Annotated in this window: 23 protein-coding genes and 1 pseudogene; 14 read left to right on the forward strand and 10 right to left on the reverse strand. The window is 57.6% G+C overall.

Annotated features, from left to right (window positions below; genetic code table 11):
• The first annotated feature begins 420 nt into the window (after nt 1-420).
• Entirely contained in the window at nt 421-873 is a 453-nt protein-coding gene (locus tag AC07O1_RS26955) for a thiol-disulfide oxidoreductase DCC family protein (RefSeq protein ID WP_495011505.1), read from the forward strand.
• Nucleotides 874-1,116: 243 nt separating this feature from the next.
• Here the strand turns inward: AC07O1_RS26955 and AC07O1_RS26960 are convergent, their stop codons facing one another.
• Nucleotides 1,117-1,515, reverse strand: a complete 399-nt coding sequence (locus AC07O1_RS26960; protein WP_494993312.1) for a hypothetical protein — start codon at nt 1,513-1,515, stop codon at nt 1,117-1,119.
• 1,499 nt (nt 1,516-3,014) lie between these two features.
• Between AC07O1_RS26960 and AC07O1_RS26965 the strand changes: the two genes are divergently transcribed.
• Nucleotides 3,015-3,239, forward strand: coding sequence for a hypothetical protein (locus AC07O1_RS26965; RefSeq protein ID WP_495011507.1), 225 nt, complete (start codon nt 3,015-3,017; stop codon nt 3,237-3,239).
• 189 nt (nt 3,240-3,428) lie between these two features.
• Nucleotides 3,429-3,668 carry a hypothetical protein gene (locus tag AC07O1_RS26970; protein ID WP_495090770.1) on the forward strand — a complete coding sequence of 80 codons (240 nt, stop codon included), beginning with the start codon at nt 3,429-3,431 and terminating at the stop codon, nt 3,666-3,668.
• 76 nt (nt 3,669-3,744) lie between these two features.
• On the opposite strand, the gene AC07O1_RS26975 is transcribed toward AC07O1_RS26970, so the two are convergent.
• On the reverse strand, nt 3,745-4,086 hold the full coding sequence (locus AC07O1_RS26975; RefSeq protein WP_495011508.1) for a DHCW motif cupin fold protein: 342 nt from the start codon (nt 4,084-4,086) through the stop codon (nt 3,745-3,747).
• A 129-nt stretch (nt 4,087-4,215) separates the two neighbouring features.
• Complete coding sequence (locus AC07O1_RS26980; RefSeq protein WP_495090771.1) at nt 4,216-4,470, reverse strand: PA2433 domain-containing protein; 255 nt, start codon at nt 4,468-4,470, stop codon at nt 4,216-4,218.
• Between the two features lie 77 nt (nt 4,471-4,547).
• Between AC07O1_RS26980 and AC07O1_RS26985 the strand changes: the two are divergent.
• From AC07O1_RS26985 to AC07O1_RS27015, 7 genes and pseudogenes are all read left to right on the forward strand, one after another.
• Nucleotides 4,548-4,664: pseudogene (locus AC07O1_RS26985) on the forward strand (DUF1275 domain-containing protein); the annotation flags it as partial.
• Between the two features lie 88 nt (nt 4,665-4,752).
• A complete protein-coding gene (gene tusD, locus AC07O1_RS26990; RefSeq protein ID WP_494993317.1) occupies nt 4,753-5,145 on the forward strand; it encodes a sulfurtransferase complex subunit TusD in 393 nt (130 codons plus the stop codon).
• Nucleotide 5,146: 1 nt separating this feature from the next.
• A complete protein-coding gene (gene tusC / locus AC07O1_RS26995) occupies nt 5,147-5,509 on the forward strand; it encodes a sulfurtransferase complex subunit TusC (protein ID WP_495090772.1) in 363 nt (120 codons plus the stop codon).
• A complete protein-coding gene (tusB, locus tag AC07O1_RS27000; protein WP_494993319.1) occupies nt 5,509-5,808 on the forward strand; it encodes a sulfurtransferase complex subunit TusB in 300 nt (99 codons plus the stop codon). The genes tusC and tusB overlap by 1 nt, the downstream gene beginning before the upstream one ends.
• Nucleotides 5,805-6,140, forward strand: coding sequence for a TusE/DsrC/DsvC family sulfur relay protein (locus tag AC07O1_RS27005; protein ID WP_495011510.1), 336 nt, complete (start codon nt 5,805-5,807; stop codon nt 6,138-6,140). The genes tusB and AC07O1_RS27005 overlap by 4 nt, the downstream gene beginning before the upstream one ends.
• Entirely contained in the window at nt 6,137-7,138 is a 1,002-nt protein-coding gene (locus AC07O1_RS27010) for a glycosyl transferase family protein (RefSeq protein ID WP_495090773.1), read from the forward strand. Before AC07O1_RS27005 ends, AC07O1_RS27010 begins: the two co-directional genes overlap by 4 nt.
• Nucleotides 7,139-7,226: 88 nt before the next feature.
• The gene (locus AC07O1_RS27015; RefSeq protein ID WP_495090774.1) at nt 7,227-8,234 is read left to right on the forward strand and encodes a glutathione S-transferase family protein; all 1,008 of its coding nucleotides are present in this window, start codon (nt 7,227-7,229) and stop codon (nt 8,232-8,234) included.
• A 126-nt stretch (nt 8,235-8,360) separates the two neighbouring features.
• On the opposite strand, the gene cysG is transcribed toward AC07O1_RS27015, so the two are convergent.
• Genes cysG through ftsK form a run of 6 tightly spaced genes read right to left on the reverse strand, consistent with a single transcriptional unit; the run spans nt 8,361 to nt 15,876 of the window.
• Nucleotides 8,361-9,755, reverse strand: coding sequence for a siroheme synthase CysG (gene cysG / locus AC07O1_RS27020; RefSeq protein WP_494993323.1), 1,395 nt, complete (start codon nt 9,753-9,755; stop codon nt 8,361-8,363).
• A complete protein-coding gene (gene serS / locus AC07O1_RS27025; protein ID WP_494993324.1) occupies nt 9,756-11,036 on the reverse strand; it encodes a serine--tRNA ligase in 1,281 nt (426 codons plus the stop codon).
• A 16-nt stretch (nt 11,037-11,052) separates the two neighbouring features.
• Complete coding sequence (crcB, locus tag AC07O1_RS27030; protein ID WP_494993325.1) at nt 11,053-11,427, reverse strand: fluoride efflux transporter CrcB; 375 nt, start codon at nt 11,425-11,427, stop codon at nt 11,053-11,055.
• On the reverse strand, nt 11,424-12,749 hold the full coding sequence (locus AC07O1_RS27035) for a replication-associated recombination protein A (protein WP_495090775.1): 1,326 nt from the start codon (nt 12,747-12,749) through the stop codon (nt 11,424-11,426). The genes crcB and AC07O1_RS27035 overlap by 4 nt, the downstream gene beginning before the upstream one ends.
• A 39-nt stretch (nt 12,750-12,788) precedes the next feature.
• Complete coding sequence (gene lolA, locus AC07O1_RS27040) at nt 12,789-13,412, reverse strand: outer membrane lipoprotein periplasmic chaperone LolA (RefSeq protein WP_494993327.1); 624 nt, start codon at nt 13,410-13,412, stop codon at nt 12,789-12,791.
• A gap of 58 nt (nt 13,413-13,470) precedes the next feature.
• Nucleotides 13,471-15,876 carry a DNA translocase FtsK gene (gene ftsK / locus AC07O1_RS27045; RefSeq protein ID WP_494993328.1) on the reverse strand — a complete coding sequence of 802 codons (2,406 nt, stop codon included), beginning with the start codon at nt 15,874-15,876 and terminating at the stop codon, nt 13,471-13,473.
• 350 nt (nt 15,877-16,226) lie between these two features.
• Between ftsK and trxB the strand changes: the two genes are divergently transcribed.
• The 4 genes from trxB to infA all read left to right on the forward strand — a co-directional run bounded on the left by trxB (nt 16,227) and on the right by infA (nt 19,009).
• Nucleotides 16,227-17,177, forward strand: a complete 951-nt coding sequence (trxB, locus tag AC07O1_RS27050) for a thioredoxin-disulfide reductase (protein ID WP_495090776.1) — start codon at nt 16,227-16,229, stop codon at nt 17,175-17,177.
• A gap of 67 nt (nt 17,178-17,244) precedes the next feature.
• Nucleotides 17,245-17,925, forward strand: coding sequence for a leucyl/phenylalanyl-tRNA--protein transferase (aat, locus tag AC07O1_RS27055; RefSeq protein ID WP_494993330.1), 681 nt, complete (start codon nt 17,245-17,247; stop codon nt 17,923-17,925).
• 57 nt (nt 17,926-17,982) lie between these two features.
• A complete protein-coding gene (locus AC07O1_RS27060; RefSeq protein WP_495090777.1) occupies nt 17,983-18,690 on the forward strand; it encodes an arginyltransferase in 708 nt (235 codons plus the stop codon).
• A gap of 100 nt (nt 18,691-18,790) precedes the next feature.
• Nucleotides 18,791-19,009 (forward strand): translation initiation factor IF-1, encoded by a 219-nt coding sequence (gene infA / locus AC07O1_RS27065; protein WP_002553999.1) that lies wholly within the window; start codon nt 18,791-18,793, stop codon nt 19,007-19,009.
• 133 nt (nt 19,010-19,142) lie between these two features.
• On the opposite strand, the gene clpA is transcribed toward infA, so the two are convergent.
• Nucleotides 19,143-21,413 carry an ATP-dependent Clp protease ATP-binding subunit ClpA gene (gene clpA, locus AC07O1_RS27070; RefSeq protein WP_494993332.1) on the reverse strand — a complete coding sequence of 757 codons (2,271 nt, stop codon included), beginning with the start codon at nt 21,411-21,413 and terminating at the stop codon, nt 19,143-19,145.
• Between the last annotated feature and the right edge of the window lie 22 nt (nt 21,414-21,435).

Below are 21,435 nucleotides of genomic sequence, written 5' to 3' on the forward strand. Positions count from 1 at the left end.
GACTCGTCACAGCGCCTTGGCTCTGGGCCGCCGGCATCCGAATTTGAGCTAACGAACTAGCCACACAGGCCACTAGAAGTTTGAGGTCGTCATGTTTGCTTTTGGAACGAGGCTGGCGATTACCAGAGGTCAGGTTTGGCTCACAGTAGTGTTCTGCGCTTGATCGTGTCCGTGTCCAGGATGGATCCAGGGATTTACCATAAACGCCGTTATCAGCAGTCTCGTTCGCTTGCCTTGACTCGGCTTCGCAGTCGGACAGCATCGGCTGCGGGATCGAATCAATGGGACATAAAACCCTTAATAAATCCCTTAGCTGTTCGCTGGGTGAATATCTGCCGGCTACAACCGGCCGAAAGCAGACTTTAAGTCTGGCGCGCGGGTATGATCCGGATTAACCAGGCCCCCATTGGATCCACGCTTATGCCAGCCTCCCAAATTCGCCCCTCACCCGCACCATTGCTCAAGCAAGGCGAGACGGTGGTCTTGTTCGACGGCGTATGTAAGCTGTGCAATGGCTGGGTGAGGTTCTTGATCCGCCATGACCGCCACCGACGCATTCGGTTGGCGACAGTACAGTCGCCCGAGGGGCAGGCACTGCTTGCTTGGGCAGGTTTGCCCATGGATCAATTCGACACCATGGCCGTGATCCGCGACCAACACTACTGGGTGCGCTCGGATGCATTTTTCGAAGTCATCGCGCAACTGCCCGCGAGTTGGCTGCCAGTGAGACTTCTACGCATCTTCCCACGCAAGCTTCGGGATTGGGCATACGATCGCATTGCGCTGAATCGCTATAGGCTCTTCGGAAAATACGATACCTGCCTTTTGCCTGATCCTGATCATGAACAACGTTTTTTGAAGGCGCCAATGTGAACGCCTTGGTACGCATTAACGGGATCGCCCGAGGCGGCCTCGCGTTCATGTTTGGCTACCATGGTCTGGTTCCCAAGTTGCTATGGTCGAGTCCAGGTGAGCGGACACTGATCCAGTCTCATGGGATCAACCAGGTGGAGCTAGTGGCCTGAGCGCTGCTATTTCGGACCGGTTTGAGTCCCGGTTTCGCAGGTTGGCGGAGCAGCGCCCGTATTGCAGGCGGATTGATCCCGTGGCTTCGCACTAGCGACGATAGTAGCGGTGATCGTCCTCGTAGCGGTGCCGCATGGCCCAATCATGGTGGCGCTCCCAATCACGATGGCGTTCGGCTTCTCGGCGGGCTTGCTCTCTACGCCAGTTGTCTCGGCGCCAATCGTCTCGGCGCCAATCGTCTCTACGATCGTGCCAACGGCCGTCATGCCAGTATCGGTCGTCATGGGCAAGCAACGGCCCTGGCTGCTTGCCGGCCATACTGGCCAAGGTCGGCCAAGGGTTGCCGGCAGCCTGGACCGGAGCCTGAACGGCTGCGGCTTCAGTTGCAAAAACAGGGGTTGAGGTCTTCATCTGTGTTGCTGATGCCGAGCCCACTGCCGCGAATGCGAACAGGCCAAAGAGCACCATCCGTGGGTCATGGAATTTCATGAGCGAAGACAACCTCTGATTGACAATTGGACGTGTGGCCATCTGGCTGCGGGAAATCTGCGGGTTCGCGCTTACCGAGCTGATGTGCTTATCCACATAGACCGATAAATAGGGAAAAGTTCTAGGGAGCCGCTACTTAAATAGCCAACGGCCTCAGCGTTCGGCCCCTTTGAGGCTTGCTATCTCGATGTCCATCCCAGGCTGTGTGAAAACGCATGCACCGTGTTGAAGTCTGCGTTGCTACGTAAAATCTGCCAGCGTTTAGTCGGTCAGCAGACCTGATATTTGCGTAGGAACACGACTTTCGTACCGGTTCTGACCATCAAACCTGCTCTAAAACGTTTTCACACAGCCTTCGATCGTCAGGGTACTCAAGGCGAACCCTCCGATGCGGATCTATTCCCGCCCTGCTACAGCGATGTCACCGGCTATACATTTGCCCCCTATGCTCCCCACCGTAGTAACGCCCGTGATCACGTCCGTGCCCTTCATGGTCATGCCAATACGGCCAGCACCCGCCGAGCAACAGCGCCGCTGACATCACCAAAATCAAAGTAGCTGTACGTTTCATTTGATCATCTCCTGGCAGGCGAAGCCTGACACTATGATCGTTCGATCCCCTCCCATTGAGGAGGTTCAAAACACCCGATCACCTGGCCCCACCAGGCGTCCTTAACCTCAGGCAGCACTGGCAGCAGGAGGGCCAAGGGAGGTCAGTGCAATTTGACAGGCAAGATAACCAATGGAATGCCATTTAGATGCAGCCTGCGCTGCAACCAGTCGCAGGATCTGCACGCCAAAGCCGGCCAACCCCCACGCCGCGCGATCCGGCGCTTTGGGCATGGTGGTCGCGTAGTTATGCTTTCTCTCCTGACGAGCAGACGCCGGCTTTGTAATAACCATGACATGTGAAAGGTTATTTTTTGGCGCTTTCTAACAGAGGCAAATTGCTATTGTCCGCTGTAGAACGTGCTGCCAGAGGCTCTTGAATGGAAATGATACCTGCTGAAAACACCAAATCCAGGGGATGGGTGTGGGGGTATAAAAAGATCAGGAGCTTTGGATGCTCTCGAAGGACGGCCTTCTACAGGGCAAGCCTCTATGCCCTTCGAGGTGACTCGGGAGTTTTCTCCGGCAAGCGGGGTTTGCAAAGATTTCGACTAAGACGTTAGGTAATAACCAGCCAGCCCCTGAATGGTTATTGGCAAACCTTGGGGGTAGCGTCCGCCCAGCACGTATCGCCTCGCCATCCATGGACTGGTAAAGAGAAATACGGCTGTGCGAACAACTGAAACGATACACCAACCGATTTAGAGCTGCCAACTTTTACATTCACGACTGCCAGTGAGCGGCGGGCGAGGAGCACTCATGCCTCACGCACTCGACGACCGGCTCCCGCGCTTTGCCGAACGAGCACAATTGATCTTTTCAAACTGAACAAAGCGCTTTACCTTCCTTGAGTTGGCTATAACTAGAAGATCGCCAAGGAGGTGTTCGCAATGCAGTTTTTCCGGTCTCTATTTGCCCTGCGCCATAAATATCGAAATTTTGCCTTGGTCGATCACAAAGGAGTGTGCGTGGCCTTCAAGCAATGCCGCCTGCCACCGCAGAATGGTCGCTGGGTGGAAGTCGAAGAATTTCGCCTGAACTGGCTTCAACACCCGCTTCCTTCCAGTGCGCGCATCCCCCCGAAGCCCGTCGCGCACAAACTCACGGAAAACTAGTCCGCCCCTACAGCTCGTCGCCTCAAATCACACTCTGCGCAGCTGTCGATTACTGTCTATGCAAGCGATATCAGCAAAAGGCAACACCGTGAACAGCGACCAGGCCCCGACTGAAAAGCTCAGGATCCTTTTTGTTCACTTAGTACCGGGAGTGGGGTCAGGCGCGGCATTGATATTCAGGAGGTCATCATGTGGCTCAACGAATCCGAGCAGGACCTACGGCGCGATCTGCAGGGCATTGCGTCTGATTTCAGATGGTCAATCGTTGATCTGACGCAAATTGCCAAACGATTGAGCGAAGCGGGAAATGAAGCCGATGCTCAGGCAGTGTTGAGGATGTGCCGGGTGTTCCAGGCGGGTGAAGAGCGGTTGATTGCGTACGCCGATGAGGTGAAGGCCCGGGCAATCCATCGGACTAAAGCCGAGTAGATCGCTCGGCAGTCAGGCCTTCAGTTTGAGGTGAGCGCAAGAGCAAATCCCTCATGCGGCGTCACCCTTGCTGCGCTCAATCAACAATGAACAATCTGGCGCCCGGGCCACTGCAGGATTGATGCGCCTGTGCGTTGTCGCCGACCTGATAGCTCATTCCCGCGGTCAATACGAACTTTCGCCCGTCTTCGAGGGTGGTTTCCAGCTCACCCTCCATACAAAACAAAACATGCCCTTTGTGACACCAATGGTCTGCAAGGTAGCCAGGGCTGTACTCCACCATGCGTACCCGAATCCGATTCGACTCGTCGCCGAAAACCCGGGTTCGCCAATAGGCCATCCCTGTCTCTCCCGGATGCTCTGTCCTTTCGATCTCAGCCCAGTTGGTGACTCCAAAAGCGAACGCATCCATCTTCATACTTCTTTTCCTTAAGTGTTTTTGGCCAATAGCTGCGGCCATCAGCCTACCAGCACGCCGTCAAGTTCACCATTGCACACACGCTAATGAATGGCTGAGCCGAAGTTACCGGCTCAGCCTCTCGTGTCATTAGTTTTTTTGTGAGTTCTCAATGTCCTTTAAAGCCCTATTGGTCAGGTCTATGCATTTTTGTTTATCGCCGGCTTTCTGCGCTTTTTCCGCGGCTATTCGCGCATCTCGAATTTGATCCAGTAGAGGCTGGCCCATCACGGGGGTCGCCTTGTCGTCTCTAATTTTTTTCAGATTAATGGCGCATAGATCGTCCGCCGCAAAGAGCGGCGTAGCGACTAATGCGGCAACCATAAACAGAATGGATCGTTTCATAGGACTCTCTCTTCTATTAAGTGGCGGGAGTATCACTATAGATCGTGGCAGGCAGTCATGCCTGGCTACGCTTGACAATCTCAGCACTGCTGGCCGCGAGCATCGCCATGGGGATGCTTGACGCTGCAGTCGAAGAGGTTAATGGTCTGCCCGTCGGGCTTACCTGCGTGACGGGCGCTCTTTCGCGCTTTGGAAACATCCGCCCCTGACATGCTTAAACGGATTTCGCCGACCCGGCGATAAAGCTTTATCATTGCGCAAGGTTTGCTGACAGAGTCCGTCATGAAGTTCGCCATTGCCCTTTTCTCCGCTGCCCATGCGCCCTCCTCGCGCCGCGCTCTGCTGTTCGCTCAGGCGGCACTGGCCGGTGGCCATGAGATCGTGCGGCTGTTTTTCTATCAGGACGGTGTTCACAGCGCGTCAGGCAATATCGTCACCCCGCAAGATGAGCAAGATTTGCCGTTGCAATGGCGCTCGTTCGTCAGTGAGCATCAGCTCGACGGCGTGGTGTGTATTGCTGCCGCCTTGCGCCGCGGCGTGCTGAATGAAGAAGAAGCCCTGCGTTATCAGCGCCCGGCCGTCAATTTGAGCGCGCCTTGGGAGTTGTCCGGGCTGGGGCAATTGCATGACGCCGTGCAATCGGCCGACCGATTGATTTGTTTCGGAGGGCCATGAAATGCCTAAATCGTTGCTGATTATCAGTCGGCAGGCGCCTTGGTCAGGCCCCAGCGCTCGCGAAGCATTGGACATCGTGCTGGCCGGCGGCGCTTTTGATTTGCCGATCGGCCTGCTGTTTCTGGACGACGGTGTATTCCAGCTTGCACCTACCCAGGATGCCAAGGCCGTTCAGCAAAAAGACCTCAGCGCCAATCTGCAGGCGCTGTCGCTGTTTGGTGTTGAAGATGTTTTTGCTTGCGCCAACAGCGTAATGGAGCGTGGGTTTGCGCCACTCGGCCGGAACATGGACGCGGTGCAATTGCTGAACCCGGAGCAAATCTCCTCGATTATTGATCGTTACGACCAGGTTATAACTCTCTGATGTCGACTTTGCATGTGTTGTCCCACTCGCCGTTTACCGATAACCGGCTGACCAGTTGCCTGCGTCTGCTCGGCGCGCAAGACGCGATTCTGCTTTGCGGCGACGCGGTGTATGCCCTGCAACCCGATAGCGTACCGCTCAGCGCGCTGGAGGCTCGAATCGATACGCTGCGCTTGTTCGTTCTGTCGGAAGATATCCAGGCCCGTGGGCTGGATATCCCTGGCTGGGTCAAACGCGTCGATTACCCAGGGTTTGTCGAGCTGTCGATTCACTATGACAAGGTCAACACCTGGCTATGAAGTCGCTCACTGTCGGTATTCATAGCATTGGCCTCGATAAAGACGGGTACCTGGTAGACCTGAACGATTGGTCCGCAGAGGTGGCAAGTGCACTGGCCGCCGCCGAAGACCTCGAGCTGAGCCCGGAACACTGGGAGATCCTCGAGTTACTGCGCGGGTTTTATCAGGAGTTCCAACTGTCTCCGGCGACCCGCCCGCTGATCAAATACACCGCACTGAAGCTGGGCCCCGACAAGGGCAACAGCCTGCACCTGAACCGACTGTTCAAAGGCACTCCCGCCAAACTTGCCGCCAAGCTGGCGGGCCTGCCCAAACCGACGAATTGCTTATGACTGATTTTGCGCCGCTGACGACCGAAACACCGACCGAACACCCTTTCGCGCCATTCGTGCGAATCCTGGGCAAAGGCAAGCGCGGTGCCCGCAGCCTGACCCGCGAAGAGGCACGCGAAGCCATGGGCATGTTGCTCGACGAGAAAGTCGAGGACACGCAACTGGGCGCATTCCTGATGCTGCTGCGGCACAAGGAAGAAAGCCCTGAGGAACTGGCCGGTTTTACCGAAGCGGTTCGTGAACGATTGAAAGCGCCGGCCTTGAAGGTTGATCTGGATTGGCCGACCTATGCCGGCAAGAAGCGTCATCTGCCGTGGTATCTGCTGGCAGCCAAATGCCTGGCTCAGAACGGTGTGCGTATTCTGCTGCACGGCGGCGGCGCCCATACCGCAGGTCGCCTGTATAGCGAGCAGCTTCTCGATCAATTACAGATCCCGCTGTGCCGCAATTGGCAGCAAGTCGGTACGGCGCTCGAGCAAAGCAACCTGGCGTTTATCCCGCTCGGTGACTGGGCGCCCCAGTTGCAACGGATGATCGATCTGCGCAATACCCTGGGCCTGCGCTCACCCATCCACTCTCTGGCACGCATCCTCAATCCACTGGGCGCTCGCTGTGGCCTGCAAAGTATTTTCCATCCCGGCTACCAGGGCGTGCACCGCGACGCCAGCGGCTTGCTGGGCGACAACACCATCGTCATCAAAGGCGATGGCGGTGAGATCGAAATCAACCCGGACACCATCAGCCATCTGTATGGCACCACAGGTGGCGAAAGCTGGGATGAGGAATGGCCTGCGCTGTCGGCCCAGCGTCATGTCAAACCCGCGACCCTGGACCCCGAGCAACTGAGCGCGCTCTGGCGCGGCGACGTGCAGGACAGCTACCCGCAACTGGCGCTGATCTCGACCATGGCGCTGGCCCTGCGCGGCCTCGGCACGCCGCGGGAGCAGGCGTTCGAATTGGCTCAGCAGTACTGGGACGCTCGGGACAAATCGATTTAACCGATCATTAACGCCCAACCTTTGCGCTTTTTGTTCGAAGCCATCGGCATAGACTCAACTCCAACGTTTAACGACCGAGGAGTTCGAGATGGGTTTGCTTATTGAAGGGCACTGGCGTGATCAGTGGTACGAGAGCAGCAAAGACGGCGCATTCCAGCGCGAACAAGCGCAACGCCGTAACTGGCTGACCGCTGATGGCAGACCTGGCCCTAGCGGTGAAGGTGGTTTTCCCGCCGAGGCCGGTCGCTATCACCTCTATGTGTCTCTCGCTTGCCCCTGGGCCCACCGCACGCTGATCCTGCGCAAGCTCAAAGGCCTTGAAAGCCTCGTCGACGTCTCTGTCGTCAGCTGGTTGATGCTGGAAAACGGCTGGACCTTCGATAAAGCGTTCGGCTCCAGCGGCGACTGCCTCGATAACCTGTCCTACATGCATCAACGCTACACCGCAGACGCCGTCGACTACACCGGCCGTGTCACGGTGCCTGTGCTCTGGGACAAGCAGCACAATCGCATCGTCAGCAATGAATCAGCGGAAATCATCCGCATGTTCAATAGTGCATTCGATGGCTTGAGCGGAAATGACCTGGACTTCTTCCCGCAACCTCTACGGGCAGAGATTGATGAGCTGAACGCGCGGATCTATCCGGCGGTAAACAACGGCGTTTATCGGGCTGGCTTCGCCACCTCGCAGCCGGCGTATGAAGAAGCCTTCGATGAGCTGTTCGCCGAACTCGACTGGCTGGAAAAGAGACTGGGCGAGAAGCGCTATCTGGTCGGCGAACACCTGACCGAAGCCGATATCCGACTGTTCACCACGCTGATTCGCTTCGACGCAGTGTATTACAGCCACTTCAAATGCAACCTGCGGCGAATTGCCGATTACCCGAATCTTTCGAACTGGTTACGTGAGTTGTATCAGTGGCCGGGGATTGCCGAGACCGTGGACTTCTCGCACATCAAGGGGCATTACTTCGCGAGCCACCGCACCATCAATCCGACCGGGATCGTGCCGAAAGGGCCTGCGCTGGACTTCGATGCCAGTCATGATCGGGGACGGTTGAGCGGGAAAGGGATTTGGCGCAAGGCCGAGGTCTGAGAAGGGATTCGTGTGCAATTGATGGCCTCTTCGCGGGCAAGCCTCGCTCCTACGGGATTGGTGTCGATCACATTATTGTGGCCTGACACAAATCCCGTAGGAGCGAGGCTTGCCCGCGAAGCTTTTTCAAACCTGCGACTGAGCCCCTTCAAACCACTTCAGTTTCTCGCGAAGCTGTACCACTTCCCCAACAATCACCAGCGTCGGCGCATGCACTTCATGCTCGGCAACCAGCTGTGGAAGATTGGCCAGCGTGCCGGTAAAGACCCGTTGATTCGAGGTGGTGCCCTGCTGAATCAAGGCTGCTGGAGTATCCGCCGAACGACCATGTTTGATCAGTTGCTCACAGATGATCGGCAAGCCAATCAAGCCCATGTAGAACACCAGAGTCTGCGCTGGAGCTACCAAATCGCTCCACGGCAAATCCGTGGTGCCATCCTTCAGATGCCCGGTCACGAAACGCACCGATTGCGCATAATCACGATGTGTCAGTGGAATCCCGGCATACGCCGCACAACCACTCGCCGCGGTGATACCTGGCACGACCTGAAATGGAATGCCATGGGCCGCCAGCTCTTCGATCTCTTCGCCGCCACGACCAAAGATAAACGGATCGCCGCCTTTCAAGCGCAATACCCGCTTACCCTGCTTGGCCAGATCAACCAGATGCTGATTGATCTGCTCCTGCGGTAACGCGTGATCAGCCCGACGCTTGCCGACGTAGACCCGCTCGGCATCACGACGACACAGCTCAAGAATCGCCGGAGCTACCAAACGGTCATACAACACCACGTCCGCTTGCTGCATCAGCCGCAGGGCACGGAAAGTCAGCAGGTCCGGATCGCCCGGCCCGGCTCCAACCAGATAGACCTCGCCCGGCGCGACAGGCGCGGCGCCATTGATTTTAGCCAGCAACAAGCGCTCGGCTTCCGCGCCCTGCCCAGCCATTTGGCGGTCGGCAATCGGTCCCTGGAAAACATCTTCCCAGAATGCTCGCCGCTGCTGCACATCAGGGAACAGACTTTTGACCTGGTTGCGAAAGCGCGCCGCCAAACCGGCCAACTGGCCATAAGTCGAGGGAATCCAGGTCTCCAGCCTGGCCCGAATCAACCGTGCCAGAACAGGTGCATCGCCGCCGCTGGAGACAGCAATAATCAGTGGCGAACGGTCGACGATCGCCGGAAAAATCACGCTGCACAATGCCGGAGCATCGACCACGTTGACCGGCACGCACCGCTGATGCGCATCGTTGGAAACCTGCGCGTTGAGCGGTTCATCGTCAGTGGCCGCGATAATCAGCACGCAACCATCGAGATCGGCCGCGGCATAACCGCGCAAGACCAATTCACCGCCACTGCTCTGTACCAGTTCGCGCAGCTGGGTTTCTATTTCAGGTGCAACCACCCGCAGTAGCGCACCGGCATCGGCCAGCAGGCGGGATTTGCGCAAGGCAATCTCCCCCCCACCGACGACCAACACACGACTGCCGCGCAGGTTGTGGAACAGCGGCAGAAATTCCATTTAGCCGATGACCTCAATGCCGCCCATGTACGGTTTGAGTACCGCCGGTACACGGATCGAACCGTCGGCCTGTTGATAGTTCTCCAGCACTGCCACCAGGGTACGACCGACCGCCAGACCGGAACCGTTCAGGGTGTGAACCAGCTCAGGCTTGCCGGTTTCCGGGTTACGGAAGCGCGCTTGCATGCGACGGGCCTGGAAATCGCCGCAGTTGGAGCACGACGAAATTTCACGGTATTTGTCCTGGCTCGGAATCCACACTTCCAGGTCGTAGGTCTTGACCGCGCTGAAACCCATGTCGCCGGTACACAGCGCCAGGGTACGGTACGGCAGTTCCAGCAGTTGCAGGACTTTCTCGGCGTTGGCGGTCAGGCCTTCCAGCGCTTGCATCGAAGTCGATGGCTCGACGATCTGGACCATTTCGACCTTGTCGAACTGGTGCTGACGAATCATCCCGCGTGTGTCACGACCCGACGCACCGGCTTCGCTACGGAAGCACGGGGTGTGGGCCACGAATTTGATCGGCAGCAGTTTCGGGTCAATGATTTCGCCAGAAACGATGTTGGTCAGCGACACTTCAGCGGTCGGAATCAGGTACAGATCGGCTTCGCCTTCGCGGCTGATCTTGAACAGGTCTTCCTCGAACTTCGGCAGTTGACCGGTGCCCTGCAAGGCCGGCGCCTGAACCAGATACGGCGTGTAAGCCTCTTCGTAGCCATGCTCGCTGGTGTGCAGGTTGATCATGAACTGCGCGAGGGCGCGGTGCAGACGAGCGATCGGCCCGCGCAGCAAGGCGAAACGGGCGCCGGACAGCTTGGCGGCGGTTTCAAAATCCAGCCAGCCGAACTTCTCGCCCAGCGCAACGTGATCCTTGACCTCGAAGTCGAAGGTGGTCGGCGTGCCCCAGCGGCGCACTTCGACGTTGCCGTCTTCGTCATCACCAATCGGCACCGACTCGTGTGGCAGGTTCGGGATACCCAGCACAATCGAGTCCAGCTCGGTCTGGATCGCGTCCAGCTCGAACTTGCCGACACCAAGCTCGTTCGCCATGCGCTCGACGTCAGCCATCAACGGCGCGATGTCTTCGCCGCGCTGCTTGGCCTGACCGATGGATTTGGAGCGCGCGTTACGTTCAGCCTGCAGCGCTTCGGTGCGGGTCTGGACGGTCTTGCGCTGTTCTTCCAGCGCTTCGATGCGCGCAACATCCAAGGCATAGCCACGGGATGCCAGGCGGTCCGCTACGTCCTGAAGGTTGCTACGTAACAGTTTGGAATCGAGCATGTCGGTCTCTCGTTTATCAAAGTTTGGTCAAGGACAGGCCAGCCCAGGTCGCGAGCAGCCCGCCGAATACGCTGATGGCCGCATAGCCCAAGGCCAGCGGTACCTGTCCGCTTTCCAGCAGACGCACCGTATCCAGTGAAAAGGATGAAAAAGTCGTCAGGCCGCCAAGAAAACCCACCATCAATCCGGCCCGCACCTCAATCGGCACCTCCGGACGCAGCATGAACAGGCCATACAAAAAGCCGATCAACAGGCAGCCCACGATATTAACGGCCAGCGTCGCGGTATAGAAGTGCCGAGGCCAATTAGCGTTGATCCAGTTGCCGGCAGCAAAGCGCAACAGCGTCCCGGCGATGCCCCCCACGGAGACCGCGACAATCAATGGAATCAAGGCTTTCTCCGCTGTTTTGGGCTGAGCCTGTCCAGTTCTGCGAGGTGATTGAGCTTCTCGCCGATTTTCAGTTCAAGGCCACGGGGCACTGGCTGATAGAAGTGCTGTGGTTCGAGATCGTCCGGAAAGTAGTCCTCGCCGGCAGCATAAGCATCGGGCTCATCGTGGGCGTAACGGTATTCGTCGCCATAACCCAGCTGTTTCATCAGCTTGGTCGGCGCATTGCGCAAATGCAGCGGTACTTCCAGGGAACCATGTTCGGCGGCACTGCGCATGGCGGCCTTGAAGCCCATGTACACCGCATTGCTTTTCGGTGCGCAGGCCAGATAGGTGATGGCCTGAGCCACCGCCAACTCGCCCTCGGGACTGCCCAGACGCTCCTGAACATCCCAGGCCGCGAGGCACAGGCTCAGGGCCCGCGGATCGGCATTACCGATGTCTTCACTGGCCATGCGCACCACACGCCGCGCCAGATACAGCGGATCACAACCACCGTCGAGCATGCGTGCGAACCAATACAGCGCGCCGTCCGGATTGGAACCGCGCACCGATTTGTGCAGCGCAGATATCTGATCGTAAAAAGCTTCGCCACCCTTGTCGAAACGCCGACGGGTATCGCCCAGCAGGCTTTGCAGCAGTTCGACACCGATTTCAGTGCCGTCCTCGGCCAGATCGGAAGCGTTCTCCAACAGGTTGAGCAAACGCCGGCCGTCGCCATCGGCTGCCGCCAGCAGCATCTTGAAACCTTCATCACCGAGGCTCAGTTGCCGCTTGCCGAGGCCGCGCTCTTCGGTCAGCGCGCGCTGCACCAGTTTGTGCAGTGCCGCCTCATCAAGGCTTTTGAGGACGTAGACGCGTGCACGGGACAACAGTGCGTTGTTCAACTCGAAGGACGGGTTTTCTGTCGTCGCGCCGATAAAGATCAACGTGCCGTCTTCGACATAGGGTAGAAACGCGTCCTGCTGCGACTTGTTGAAACGGTGCACTTCGTCGACGAACAGAATGGTTCGCTTGCCGTATTGCCCAGCCTGTTGCTTGGCAACTTCTACCGCCTGACGAATCTCTTTGACCCCGGCCAGCACAGCCGAGACCGTTTCGAAATGCGCATCCGAGACTTTCGCCAGCAAGCGCGCCAAAGTGGTTTTACCCACCCCTGGCGGCCCCCAGAAAATCATTGAATGCAAGGCACCCTGCTCCAGGGCTTCGCGCAAAGGCTTGCCGCGAGCGAGCAGGTGTTCCTGACCGACGTACTCGTCCAGGTTGGTCGAGCGCAAGCGCGCGGCCAAGGGTTGAGCAATCGGATCACTTCGAAACAGGTCCATGGCAGCGTTTGAAACCTCTTGGCTCTTTATTCTTGCTCTTTATTCCTGGATCACATCGGCACCCTTGGGGATGTCGAACTTGAACCTGGAAGCCGGAATCGGCTCGTTGGCCTTGACCCCGGTGAACAGGATGTTGGTGCGCTGACCGACACTGTCGATCATCTGCATGTCATTGACCATGCCGTTACGGAACGACAGACGCAGGCTGTCGAACAGCGTGTCCTTGGTCTTGGGCTTGAGCGTGAAGTCGATCACGCCGCCGGCTTCCTTGGAAGTGATGGCGAAGCTCTGGCTGATTTTCGACACGTCACCGGACAACAACAGTGCTGGCGTCTGGGTCAGGCGTTGATCGAGGTTCTTGATGGTGACCTGTTGCAGGTCTGGGTCCCACAGGGATACCTTCTTGCCGTCGGAAACCATCAGTTGCTCTTGTGGCGCATCGGTGTGCCAGTAGAACAGGCCCGGACGCTGCAACGACATCTCGCCAGCGGTTTCCTGCAACTGAGTGCCGCTGCCATCGAGGGTCAGCTGCGAGAAACGTGCGGTCAGGGTCTGCGACTTTTCGAGCAGTTGAGTCAGACGCGCTACGTCCTTGTCATCGGCGTGGGCCGAAAGTGTGGTTAAAGCCAGTACCGGCAGCAACAGCATGCGGATAAGACGCATGGGAGTCCTCTTTGATATTCGTTTGAATGGCATGCCGCGTGATCTCACGCGGCACCGGTCAGTCGCGCATTGGGCCTGGGGCGAGTACTTCACGCGAACCGTTGGTATTCATGGACGTCACGACCCCGGCCATCTCCATGGCTTCGATCATGCGCGCAGCGCGGTTGTAGCCGATCTTGAGTTTGCGTTGAACCGCCGAGATAGAGGCGCGGCGGCTTTCCAGCACGAACTGCACTGCTTCGTCGTAAAGCGCATCGGTTTCGCTGTCATCGTCGCCACCGCCGCTGCCACCGTCAAAGCCGCTACCGGCCTCTTCGACACCGGCGAGGATGTCGTCGTTGTACTCCGGCGCACCGCGCAGTTTCCAGGCTTCAACCACCCGGTGAACTTCATCATCGGAAACGAACGCGCCGTGCACCCGAATCGGCAGGCTGGTGCCCGGCGGCATGTAGAGCATGTCACCGTGACCCAGCAATTGCTCGGCGCCACCCTGATCGATGATGGTTCGCGAGTCGATCTTGCTCGATACCTGGAACGCCATACGGGTCGGAATGTTGGCCTTGATCAGACCGGTGATCACGTCCACCGATGGACGCTGGGTCGCCAGAATCAAGTGAATACCGGCAGCACGGGCTTTCTGGGCGATCCGCGCGATCAGTTCTTCAACCTTCTTGCCGACGATCATCATCATGTCGGCAAATTCGTCGACCACCACCACGATGGTCGGCAACTTGGTCAGCAGCGGCGCTTCGTCGTGAATGCTTTCGCGGTTGTACAGCGGATCCGTCAGCGGTGTACCCGCCTCCTGCGCCTCTCTCACCTTCTGGTTGAAGCCGGACAGGTTACGCACGCCCATCTTCGCCATCAGCTTGTAGCGACGTTCCATCTCGGCCACGCTCCAACGCAGTGCGTTGGCGGCGTCCTTCATGTCGGTAACCACCGGGCACAGCAAGTGCGGAATGCCTTCGTAGATCGACAATTCAAGCATTTTCGGGTCGATCATGATCAGTTTGGCGTCTTCCGGGCCCGACTTGAACAGAATCGACAGAATCATCGCGTTCACGCCCACCGACTTACCGGAACCGGTGGTACCGGCCACCAGCAAGTGAGGCATTTTTGCCAGGTCAGTGATAACCGGCTTGCCACCGATGTCATGGCCCAGGGCCAAGGTGACCGGGGATTTGGCGTCATCGTATTCCGGGGTCGACAACACTTCGGAGAAGCGCACGATCTGCCGGTCTTCGTTAGGAATCTCGATGCCGACGGTGGTCTTGCCGGGAATCACTTCCACGACCCGCACACTGGTCACTGCCAGCGAACGCGCCAGGTCTTTGGCCAGGTTGGAAATACGGCTGACCTTTACCCCGGCCGCCGGTTGAATCTCGTAACGGGTAATCACCGGGCCTGGGTGAATCGAATCCACCGAGACCTCGACACCGAATTCCTTGAGTTTGATTTCCAGCAGATGGCCAACGGCAGCCAGCGACTCAGGCGAATAGTTGAGCTGTTTCTTTTCTGCCGGATCGAGAATCGAGATCGGCGGCAAGGTGCCTTCCACCGCACTGTCGACGAACAGCGGCGCCTGTTTCTCTTTCTCAACGCGCTTGCTCGGCTCCGGCGCCTTGGGCGGTGCCGGGGCAATGACCGGCGGAACCTGTTTCTCGCGATCGGACATGTGCTTGCTCAGGGCTTGCTCACGCTCGATCAAGCGTTCTTTGACTTTGGCCTGTTCACGCTTGTCGGTTACGGTCGGGGCCACCACTTCGTTGACCCGGGTATCGACTTCACGCAATTGCGCAACCAGCTGCTTGCGTTCATTGCGCGCCGCCCACCAGCGATTGGCCGCCCCCTGGAACAGTTCGAACAGATCGAGGGTGATCTTGCCGGTCACGTCCATGACCTTGAACCACGAAAGGTCGGTGAACACCGTCAGGCCGAACAGAAACAACGCAATGAACATCAGGGTGCTGCCCTGGATGTTGAGCGCGTTCTTCGCCAGGTCACCGAGGCTTTCGCCCAATGCACCGCCAGCGCCCGCCGGCAAGCCGGTCGGCGCATGGAAGTGGATGTGTGCCAGGGCCGCGCCCGACAGCACCAGAAACACCAGGCCGATCAGACGCCAGGAAAACAACCAGCCGCTCCACAGCCAAGGCTCGTGGCGCTGACGGAAAATCTGATAAGCCTTGATCGCCAATAGCAACGGAAAGATATAAGCGAAATAGCCCAGCACCATGAACAGAATATCGGCGCTGTAGGAGCCCGCAGGCCCGCCGAAGTTCTGCACATTCTCAATTTTGCTGTTGTGACTCCAGCCCGGATCATCCTTGCCATATGTCAACAATGCCATCATCAGGAACAGGCATAAGGCTCCAATGGCAATCAGCGCACCTTCCTTTAACCGGTAGTGCAGTTGCTGACGCCAGAGCGGAACTACTGTTTTAGGTGTAGCGGTGGATTTCTTCAAAACGCGTCTTTTCCTGCGCCTGTAGCGCGACCAACTGTTGATTGACTATAAAAACTGCTCAATCCGAGCAGGTAACAAAGTTAACGAGCGTAACTGGAGCTACTTTTAACACTCTGGCCTTCGATTCTGAAACTGTAGAAGTTGCCGAAGGCTGCGATCTTTATAGTGCTTGCTCCTGCCAGCACAGGTTGGTGATCAGTGAACATTCTGTTACAGACCCGCATTGTACGGGTTTGTCCGCCCGATGCCACGCCAGAGCAGCTTCGGTGTAGCATAGCCAACAGCACTTTACGCGCGGTTCAATTTGAGCATGCATTCTCTTTTGTGACAAAGGCTTATGAGGTGTTTTTATGAGCGAAGCGAAGCATTCACGCCTGATTATCCTGGGCTCGGGCCCTGCCGGTTACAGCGCCGCCGTATATGCCGCTCGCGCCAACCTCAAGCCGATGGTTATTACCGGCCTGCAGGCCGGCGGTCAACTGACCACCACCATCGAAGTCGACAACTGGCCCGGCGACGTGGAAGGCCTGACCGGACCCGTGCTTATGGAGCGCATGCACAAACATGCCGAGCGCTTCGACACCGAGATCGTCTACGACCACATCCATACTGCAGAGTTGCAGCAGCGTCCGTTTATCCTCACCGGCGATAGCGGCACTTATACCTGCGACGCGCTGATCATTGCTACCGGCGCCTCTGCGCAATACCTGGGCCTGCCATCCGAAGAAACCTTTGCCGGTAAAGGTGTCTCTGCCTGCGCAACCTGCGACGGTTTCTTCTACCGCAATCAAGTGGTTGCGGTGGTCGGTGGCGGCAACACCGCCGTGGAAGAAGCACTTTATCTGTCCAACATTGCCAAGGAAGTCCACCTGATTCACCGTCGCGACAAACTGCGCTCGGAGAAAATCCTTCAGGACAAACTCTTCGAAAAGGCCGCCAACGGTAGTATCCATCTGCACTGGAACCAGAACCTCGACGAGGTGCTGGGCGATGCCAGCGGCGTAACCGGCGCCCGTCTGCGGGACAGCAATACGGGTGAGACCAGGGATCTGGCGTTGACCGGCGTATTCATCGCTATCGGCCACAAACCCAATACCGACCTGTTCCAGGGCCAACTGGAAATGCGCAACGGCTACCTGCTGATCAAGGGCGGCAGCGAAGGCGATGCCACCGCAACCGGCATTGAAGGCGTGTTCGCGGCCGGCGACGTCGCCGATCATGTCTACCGCCAGGCCGTCACCTCAGCCGGCGCCGGCTGCATGGCGGCACTGGACGCCGAGAAGTACCTCGACGACAACTGATCATCCAGCGCCTCACGGCGGGCCATACGACCCGCCATCGCCCTCCCCTTCTGCAAGTCGGAATGCCATGCTGACCTGGTTACAACGCAACACCCTGACCTTTCCGCCGCTGGAAAAAGCCATGCGCGACCCCAACGGTTTGCTCGCAGCCGGTGGCGATCTGTCCGCCGATCGCTTGATCCAGGCCTACCGCCATGGCTGCTTCCCATGGTTCTCGGAAGGCCAGCCGATTCTCTGGTGGTCGCCCGATCCGCGTACAGTGCTGTTTCCAGAGGAGCTGCACGTCTCGCGCAGCCTGAACAAGCTGCTGCGTCAGCAGCGCTATGAGGTGACCTTCGATCGCGATTTCAGCTCGGTAATCCGGGCATGCGCCGCACCTCGCGACTACGCCGACGGAACCTGGATCACCGACGCCATGCAGGCTGCCTACTTGCATTTGCATCAGCGAGGTTATGCACACTCGGTCGAAGTCTGGGATCAAGGCGTTCTGGTCGGCGGGCTCTACGGACTGGCGATGGGGCAACTGTTTTTCGGCGAATCCATGTTTAGCCGCGCCGACAACGCCTCGAAATTCGGCTTCGCTACACTGGTCAAACACCTCCAGCAATGGGGTTTCGTGCTGATTGACTGCCAGATGCCAACCGACCATCTGCACAGCCTGGGCGCTCGCGCCATACCTCGCAGCAGTTTTTCCGGCTATTTGCAGCAGCATCTCGACCAACCCAATACTGCCACCTGGGTTTGCTAGGCGACTTCTCCCAGCCTGGCTTACACTTAATTCAAAAGCTTATACCGAGGGTTGATCATGACCGAGTTGGCGCGCCTGAAGTTTTATGCCACTCAGCCCCACTCTTGCAGCTATCTGCCCGAAGAGCAGGCCACCACGCTGTTCCTCGACCCTAGTCAGCCAATGGATGTGCACGTCTACGCAGATCTGTCCGAAATGGGTTTTCGTCGCAGTGGCGACCACCTTTACCGGCCGCATTGCCAAAACTGCAATGCCTGTGTTCCAGCACGAATTCCCGTGACGCAGTTTCTGCCTAATCGTCAGCAGAAACGCATCTTCAAGCGCAATGCCGATCTTCAGGTCCGGCCTGCGAAACCCGGCTTCAGCGAAGAGTATTTCGATCTTTACCAGCGCTATATCGAGCAGCGTCACGCTGATGGCGATATGTATCCGCCGAGTCGCGATCAGTTTTCAACCTTTCTGGTCCGTGACCTGCCGTTCTCCAGATTCTATGAATTCCGTCTTGAGGGACGCCTGCTGGCGGTAGCCGTCACGGATCTGCTGCCCAACGGCTTATCGGCGGTCTACACCTTCTATGAACCCGAGGAAGAACGCCGCAGCCTGGGCCGCTATGCGATTCTCTGGCAGATTGGCGAGGCCCGGCGCCTGGGGCTGGACGCCGTCTACCTCGGGTACTGGATCAAGAACTGCAAAAAGATGAACTACAAGACCCAATATCGCCCCATCGAGCTACTCATTAACCAGAGATGGGTCACCCTGAACTAGAAGCCCTTGGCTTAAACCCCACTTTTCGGGCACAATGCACGCCGCTTTTGCCTGGCGCAGTTGCACCGGGCCATTCATTGGACACCGAGGGCTTTACTGCATGTCGAAAGAAGACAGCTTCGAAATGGAAGGCACTGTCGTCGACACCCTGCCCAACACCATGTTTCGTGTGGAGTTGGAAAATGGGCACGTCGTAACCGCGCATATTTCCGGCAAGATGCGCAAGAACTACATTCGTATTCTTACCGGTGACAAAGTGCGCGTCGAGCTGACGCCCTATGACTTGAGCAAAGGGCGCATCACTTACCGCGCTCGTTAAGCAAGTCAATACAAAACGCCCGGCTTATGCCGGGCGTTTTTGTTTGTTGATCGTTCCCACGCTCCGCGTGGGAACGATCCCCCAGACAGCAAAAAGGCGCCTTTCGGCGCCTTTCGCTTTACAGCAACAACTGTCAGGCCATTTCTGCAGTGGTCTCGAACTCGAAGGTCAACTCGCCGTCCTTGAGGTCGATGTGTACCACGCCACCATGCTCGGCCAGTTCGCCAAAGAGAATTTCCTCAGCGAGCGGACGCTTGATCTTGTCCTGAATCAAGCGAGCCATTGGTCGCGCGCCCATCAGCACATCGTAGCCACCCGCCGCCAGCCAACCGCGTGCAGCATCGGTCACTTCGAGCAGTACACGCTTGTCTTCCAGTTGCGCCTGAAGCTCGGTAAGGAACTTGTCCACCACGCTTTTGATGACCTCATGACTGAGGCGACCAAACTGGATAATGGTGTCCAGACGGTTACGGAATTCCGGTGTAAAGCTCTTCTTGATCGCTTCCATCGCATCGGAAGAGTGATCTTGATAAGTGAAGCCGATTGACGCACGCGCTGCGGTTTCGGCACCGGCGTTGGTCGTCATGATGACGATCACGTTACGGAAATCTGCCTTGCGCCCGTTGTTATCCGTCAGCGTACCGTGATCCATGACCTGCAACAGCAGGTTGAAGACTTCCGGATGCGCCTTCTCGATCTCATCGAGCAACAGCACGCAGTGAGGCTGCTTGGTGATCGCTTCGGTCAGCAAACCGCCCTGATCGAAGCCCACGTAGCCTGGAGGTGCACCGATCAAGCGGGAAACGGTGTGGCGCTCCATGTACTCGGACATATCGAAGCGAACCAGTTCAATCCCCAACGCCTTGGCCAGCTGCCGCGCGGCCTCGGTTTTACCGACACCCGTAGGACCTGCGAACAGGAACGAACCCACAGGTTTGTCGGGCGACTTCAAGCCGGCACGGGACAGCTTGATCGCAGTCGACAAGGAGTCGATCGCTGCATCCTGCCCGAATACTGTCAGTTTCAAGTCACGCTCAAGGTTACGCAGCAGCTCTTTGTCCGAACTGGTGACGTGCTTGGGCGGAATCCGCGCGATCTTCGCCACGATGTCCTCGACCTGAGCCACCTCGATGCGTTTCACACGCTTCTCGATTGGCTGCAGGCGCTGGTAGGCACCCGCCTCGTCGATAACGTCGATAGCCTTGTCCGGCATGTGTCGGTCATTGATATAACGCGACGCCAGCTCAGCCGCGGCACGCAACGCCTCATCACTGTATTCGATACCGTGATGCAGCTCGAAGCGCCCCTTGAGCCCCCTGAGAATGCCAATGGTGTCTTCTACCGAAGGTTCAGACACATCGACCTTCTGGAAGCGACGAGCCAGGGCACGATCCTTCTCGAAGATGCCACGGAATTCCTGGAAGGTGGTCGAGCCGATGCACCGGATATCACCCGAAGACAGCAACGGCTTGAGCAGGTTCGAGGCATCCATGACACCACCGGACGCTGCACCGGCGCCAATGATGGTGTGGATTTCGTCGATAAACAGAATCGCTTGCGGACGCTTCTTCAGCTCGTTGAGCAACGCCTTGAAGCGCTTCTCGAAATCGCCGCGGTATTTGGTCCCGGCCAGCAGCGCTCCCAGATCGAGGGAATAGACGACACTGTGAGCCAACAGATCAGGCACCTGATTGTCGACAATGCGCTTGGCCAGACCTTCGGCGATCGCGGTTTTACCCACGCCCGCCTCACCCACCAACAGCGGATTGTTTTTACGCCGACGCGCCAGAATCTGCGCAACGCGCTCGACCTCCAGCTCCCGGCCTACCAACGGGTCTATTCGACCCTGGCGCGCGAGCTCGTTGAGGTTGCTGGCATAAGCATCCAGAGGATTGCCTGAAGAAGAAGACTCACCGCCCTCGTCGTCCTGCATATCTTGCTCACCTTCAGAGTGTTCGCCATGCCCTGGCACTTTCGAGATGCCATGAGCGATGTAGTTGACGACATCGATGCGCGCAACGCTCTGCTGTTTCAGCAGAAACACTGCCTGACTCTCTTGCTCACTGAAGATTGCGACCAGCACGTTGGCACCAGTCACCTCGCGTTTACCCGAGCTCTGTACGTGAAAGACAGCACGTTGCAGTACACGCTGGAAGCCCAGGGTTGGCTGGGTTTCGCGATCCTCGTCATGAAGAGGGATCAATGGCGTGGTGGAGTCGATAAACTCCTGCAGGTCATGCTTGAGTTTGTCGAGGTTTGCGCCGCAGGCACGCAGAACGGTGGCGGCTGCCTCATTATCCAAAAGAGCCAACAAAAGGTGCTCGACCGTCATGAACTCATGACGTTTTGAGCGGGCCTCCTTGAAGGCGAGATTGAGGGTGACTTCGAGCTCGCGGTTTAACATAGCTTCACCTCATACCCAAGTG

It is taken from the genome of Pseudomonas sp. GW821-FHT07G10, assembly GCF_059418545.1.

Bases quoted from the DNA above. Each gene is read 5' to 3' on its own strand.
- AC07O1_RS26955 (WP_495011505.1), top strand. From the start codon at position 421: ATGCCAGCCTCCCAAATTCGCCCCTCACCCGCACCATTGCTCAAGCAA.
- AC07O1_RS26960 (WP_494993312.1), bottom strand. From the start codon at position 1,515: ATGAAATTCCATGACCCACGGATGGTGCTCTTTGGCCTGTTCGCATTC.
- AC07O1_RS26965 (WP_495011507.1), top strand. From the start codon at position 3,015: ATGCAGTTTTTCCGGTCTCTATTTGCCCTGCGCCATAAATATCGAAAT.
- AC07O1_RS26970 (WP_495090770.1), top strand. From the start codon at position 3,429: ATGTGGCTCAACGAATCCGAGCAGGACCTACGGCGCGATCTGCAGGGC.
- AC07O1_RS26975 (WP_495011508.1), bottom strand. From the start codon at position 4,086: ATGAAGATGGATGCGTTCGCTTTTGGAGTCACCAACTGGGCTGAGATC.
- AC07O1_RS26980 (WP_495090771.1), bottom strand. From the start codon at position 4,470: ATGAAACGATCCATTCTGTTTATGGTTGCCGCATTAGTCGCTACGCCG.
- tusD (WP_494993317.1), top strand. From the start codon at position 4,753: ATGAAGTTCGCCATTGCCCTTTTCTCCGCTGCCCATGCGCCCTCCTCG.
- tusC (WP_495090772.1), top strand. From the start codon at position 5,147: ATGCCTAAATCGTTGCTGATTATCAGTCGGCAGGCGCCTTGGTCAGGC.
- tusB (WP_494993319.1), top strand. From the start codon at position 5,509: ATGTCGACTTTGCATGTGTTGTCCCACTCGCCGTTTACCGATAACCGG.
- AC07O1_RS27005 (WP_495011510.1), top strand. From the start codon at position 5,805: ATGAAGTCGCTCACTGTCGGTATTCATAGCATTGGCCTCGATAAAGAC.
- AC07O1_RS27010 (WP_495090773.1), top strand. From the start codon at position 6,137: ATGACTGATTTTGCGCCGCTGACGACCGAAACACCGACCGAACACCCT.
- AC07O1_RS27015 (WP_495090774.1), top strand. From the start codon at position 7,227: ATGGGTTTGCTTATTGAAGGGCACTGGCGTGATCAGTGGTACGAGAGC.
- cysG (WP_494993323.1), bottom strand. From the start codon at position 9,755: ATGGAATTTCTGCCGCTGTTCCACAACCTGCGCGGCAGTCGTGTGTTG.
- serS (WP_494993324.1), bottom strand. From the start codon at position 11,036: ATGCTCGATTCCAAACTGTTACGTAGCAACCTTCAGGACGTAGCGGAC.
- AC07O1_RS27035 (WP_495090775.1), bottom strand. From the start codon at position 12,749: ATGGACCTGTTTCGAAGTGATCCGATTGCTCAACCCTTGGCCGCGCGC.
- lolA (WP_494993327.1), bottom strand. From the start codon at position 13,412: ATGCGTCTTATCCGCATGCTGTTGCTGCCGGTACTGGCTTTAACCACA.
- trxB (WP_495090776.1), top strand. From the start codon at position 16,227: ATGAGCGAAGCGAAGCATTCACGCCTGATTATCCTGGGCTCGGGCCCT.
- aat (WP_494993330.1), top strand. From the start codon at position 17,245: ATGCTGACCTGGTTACAACGCAACACCCTGACCTTTCCGCCGCTGGAA.
- AC07O1_RS27060 (WP_495090777.1), top strand. From the start codon at position 17,983: ATGACCGAGTTGGCGCGCCTGAAGTTTTATGCCACTCAGCCCCACTCT.
- infA (WP_002553999.1), top strand. From the start codon at position 18,791: ATGTCGAAAGAAGACAGCTTCGAAATGGAAGGCACTGTCGTCGACACC.
- clpA (WP_494993332.1), bottom strand. From the start codon at position 21,413: ATGTTAAACCGCGAGCTCGAAGTCACCCTCAATCTCGCCTTCAAGGAG.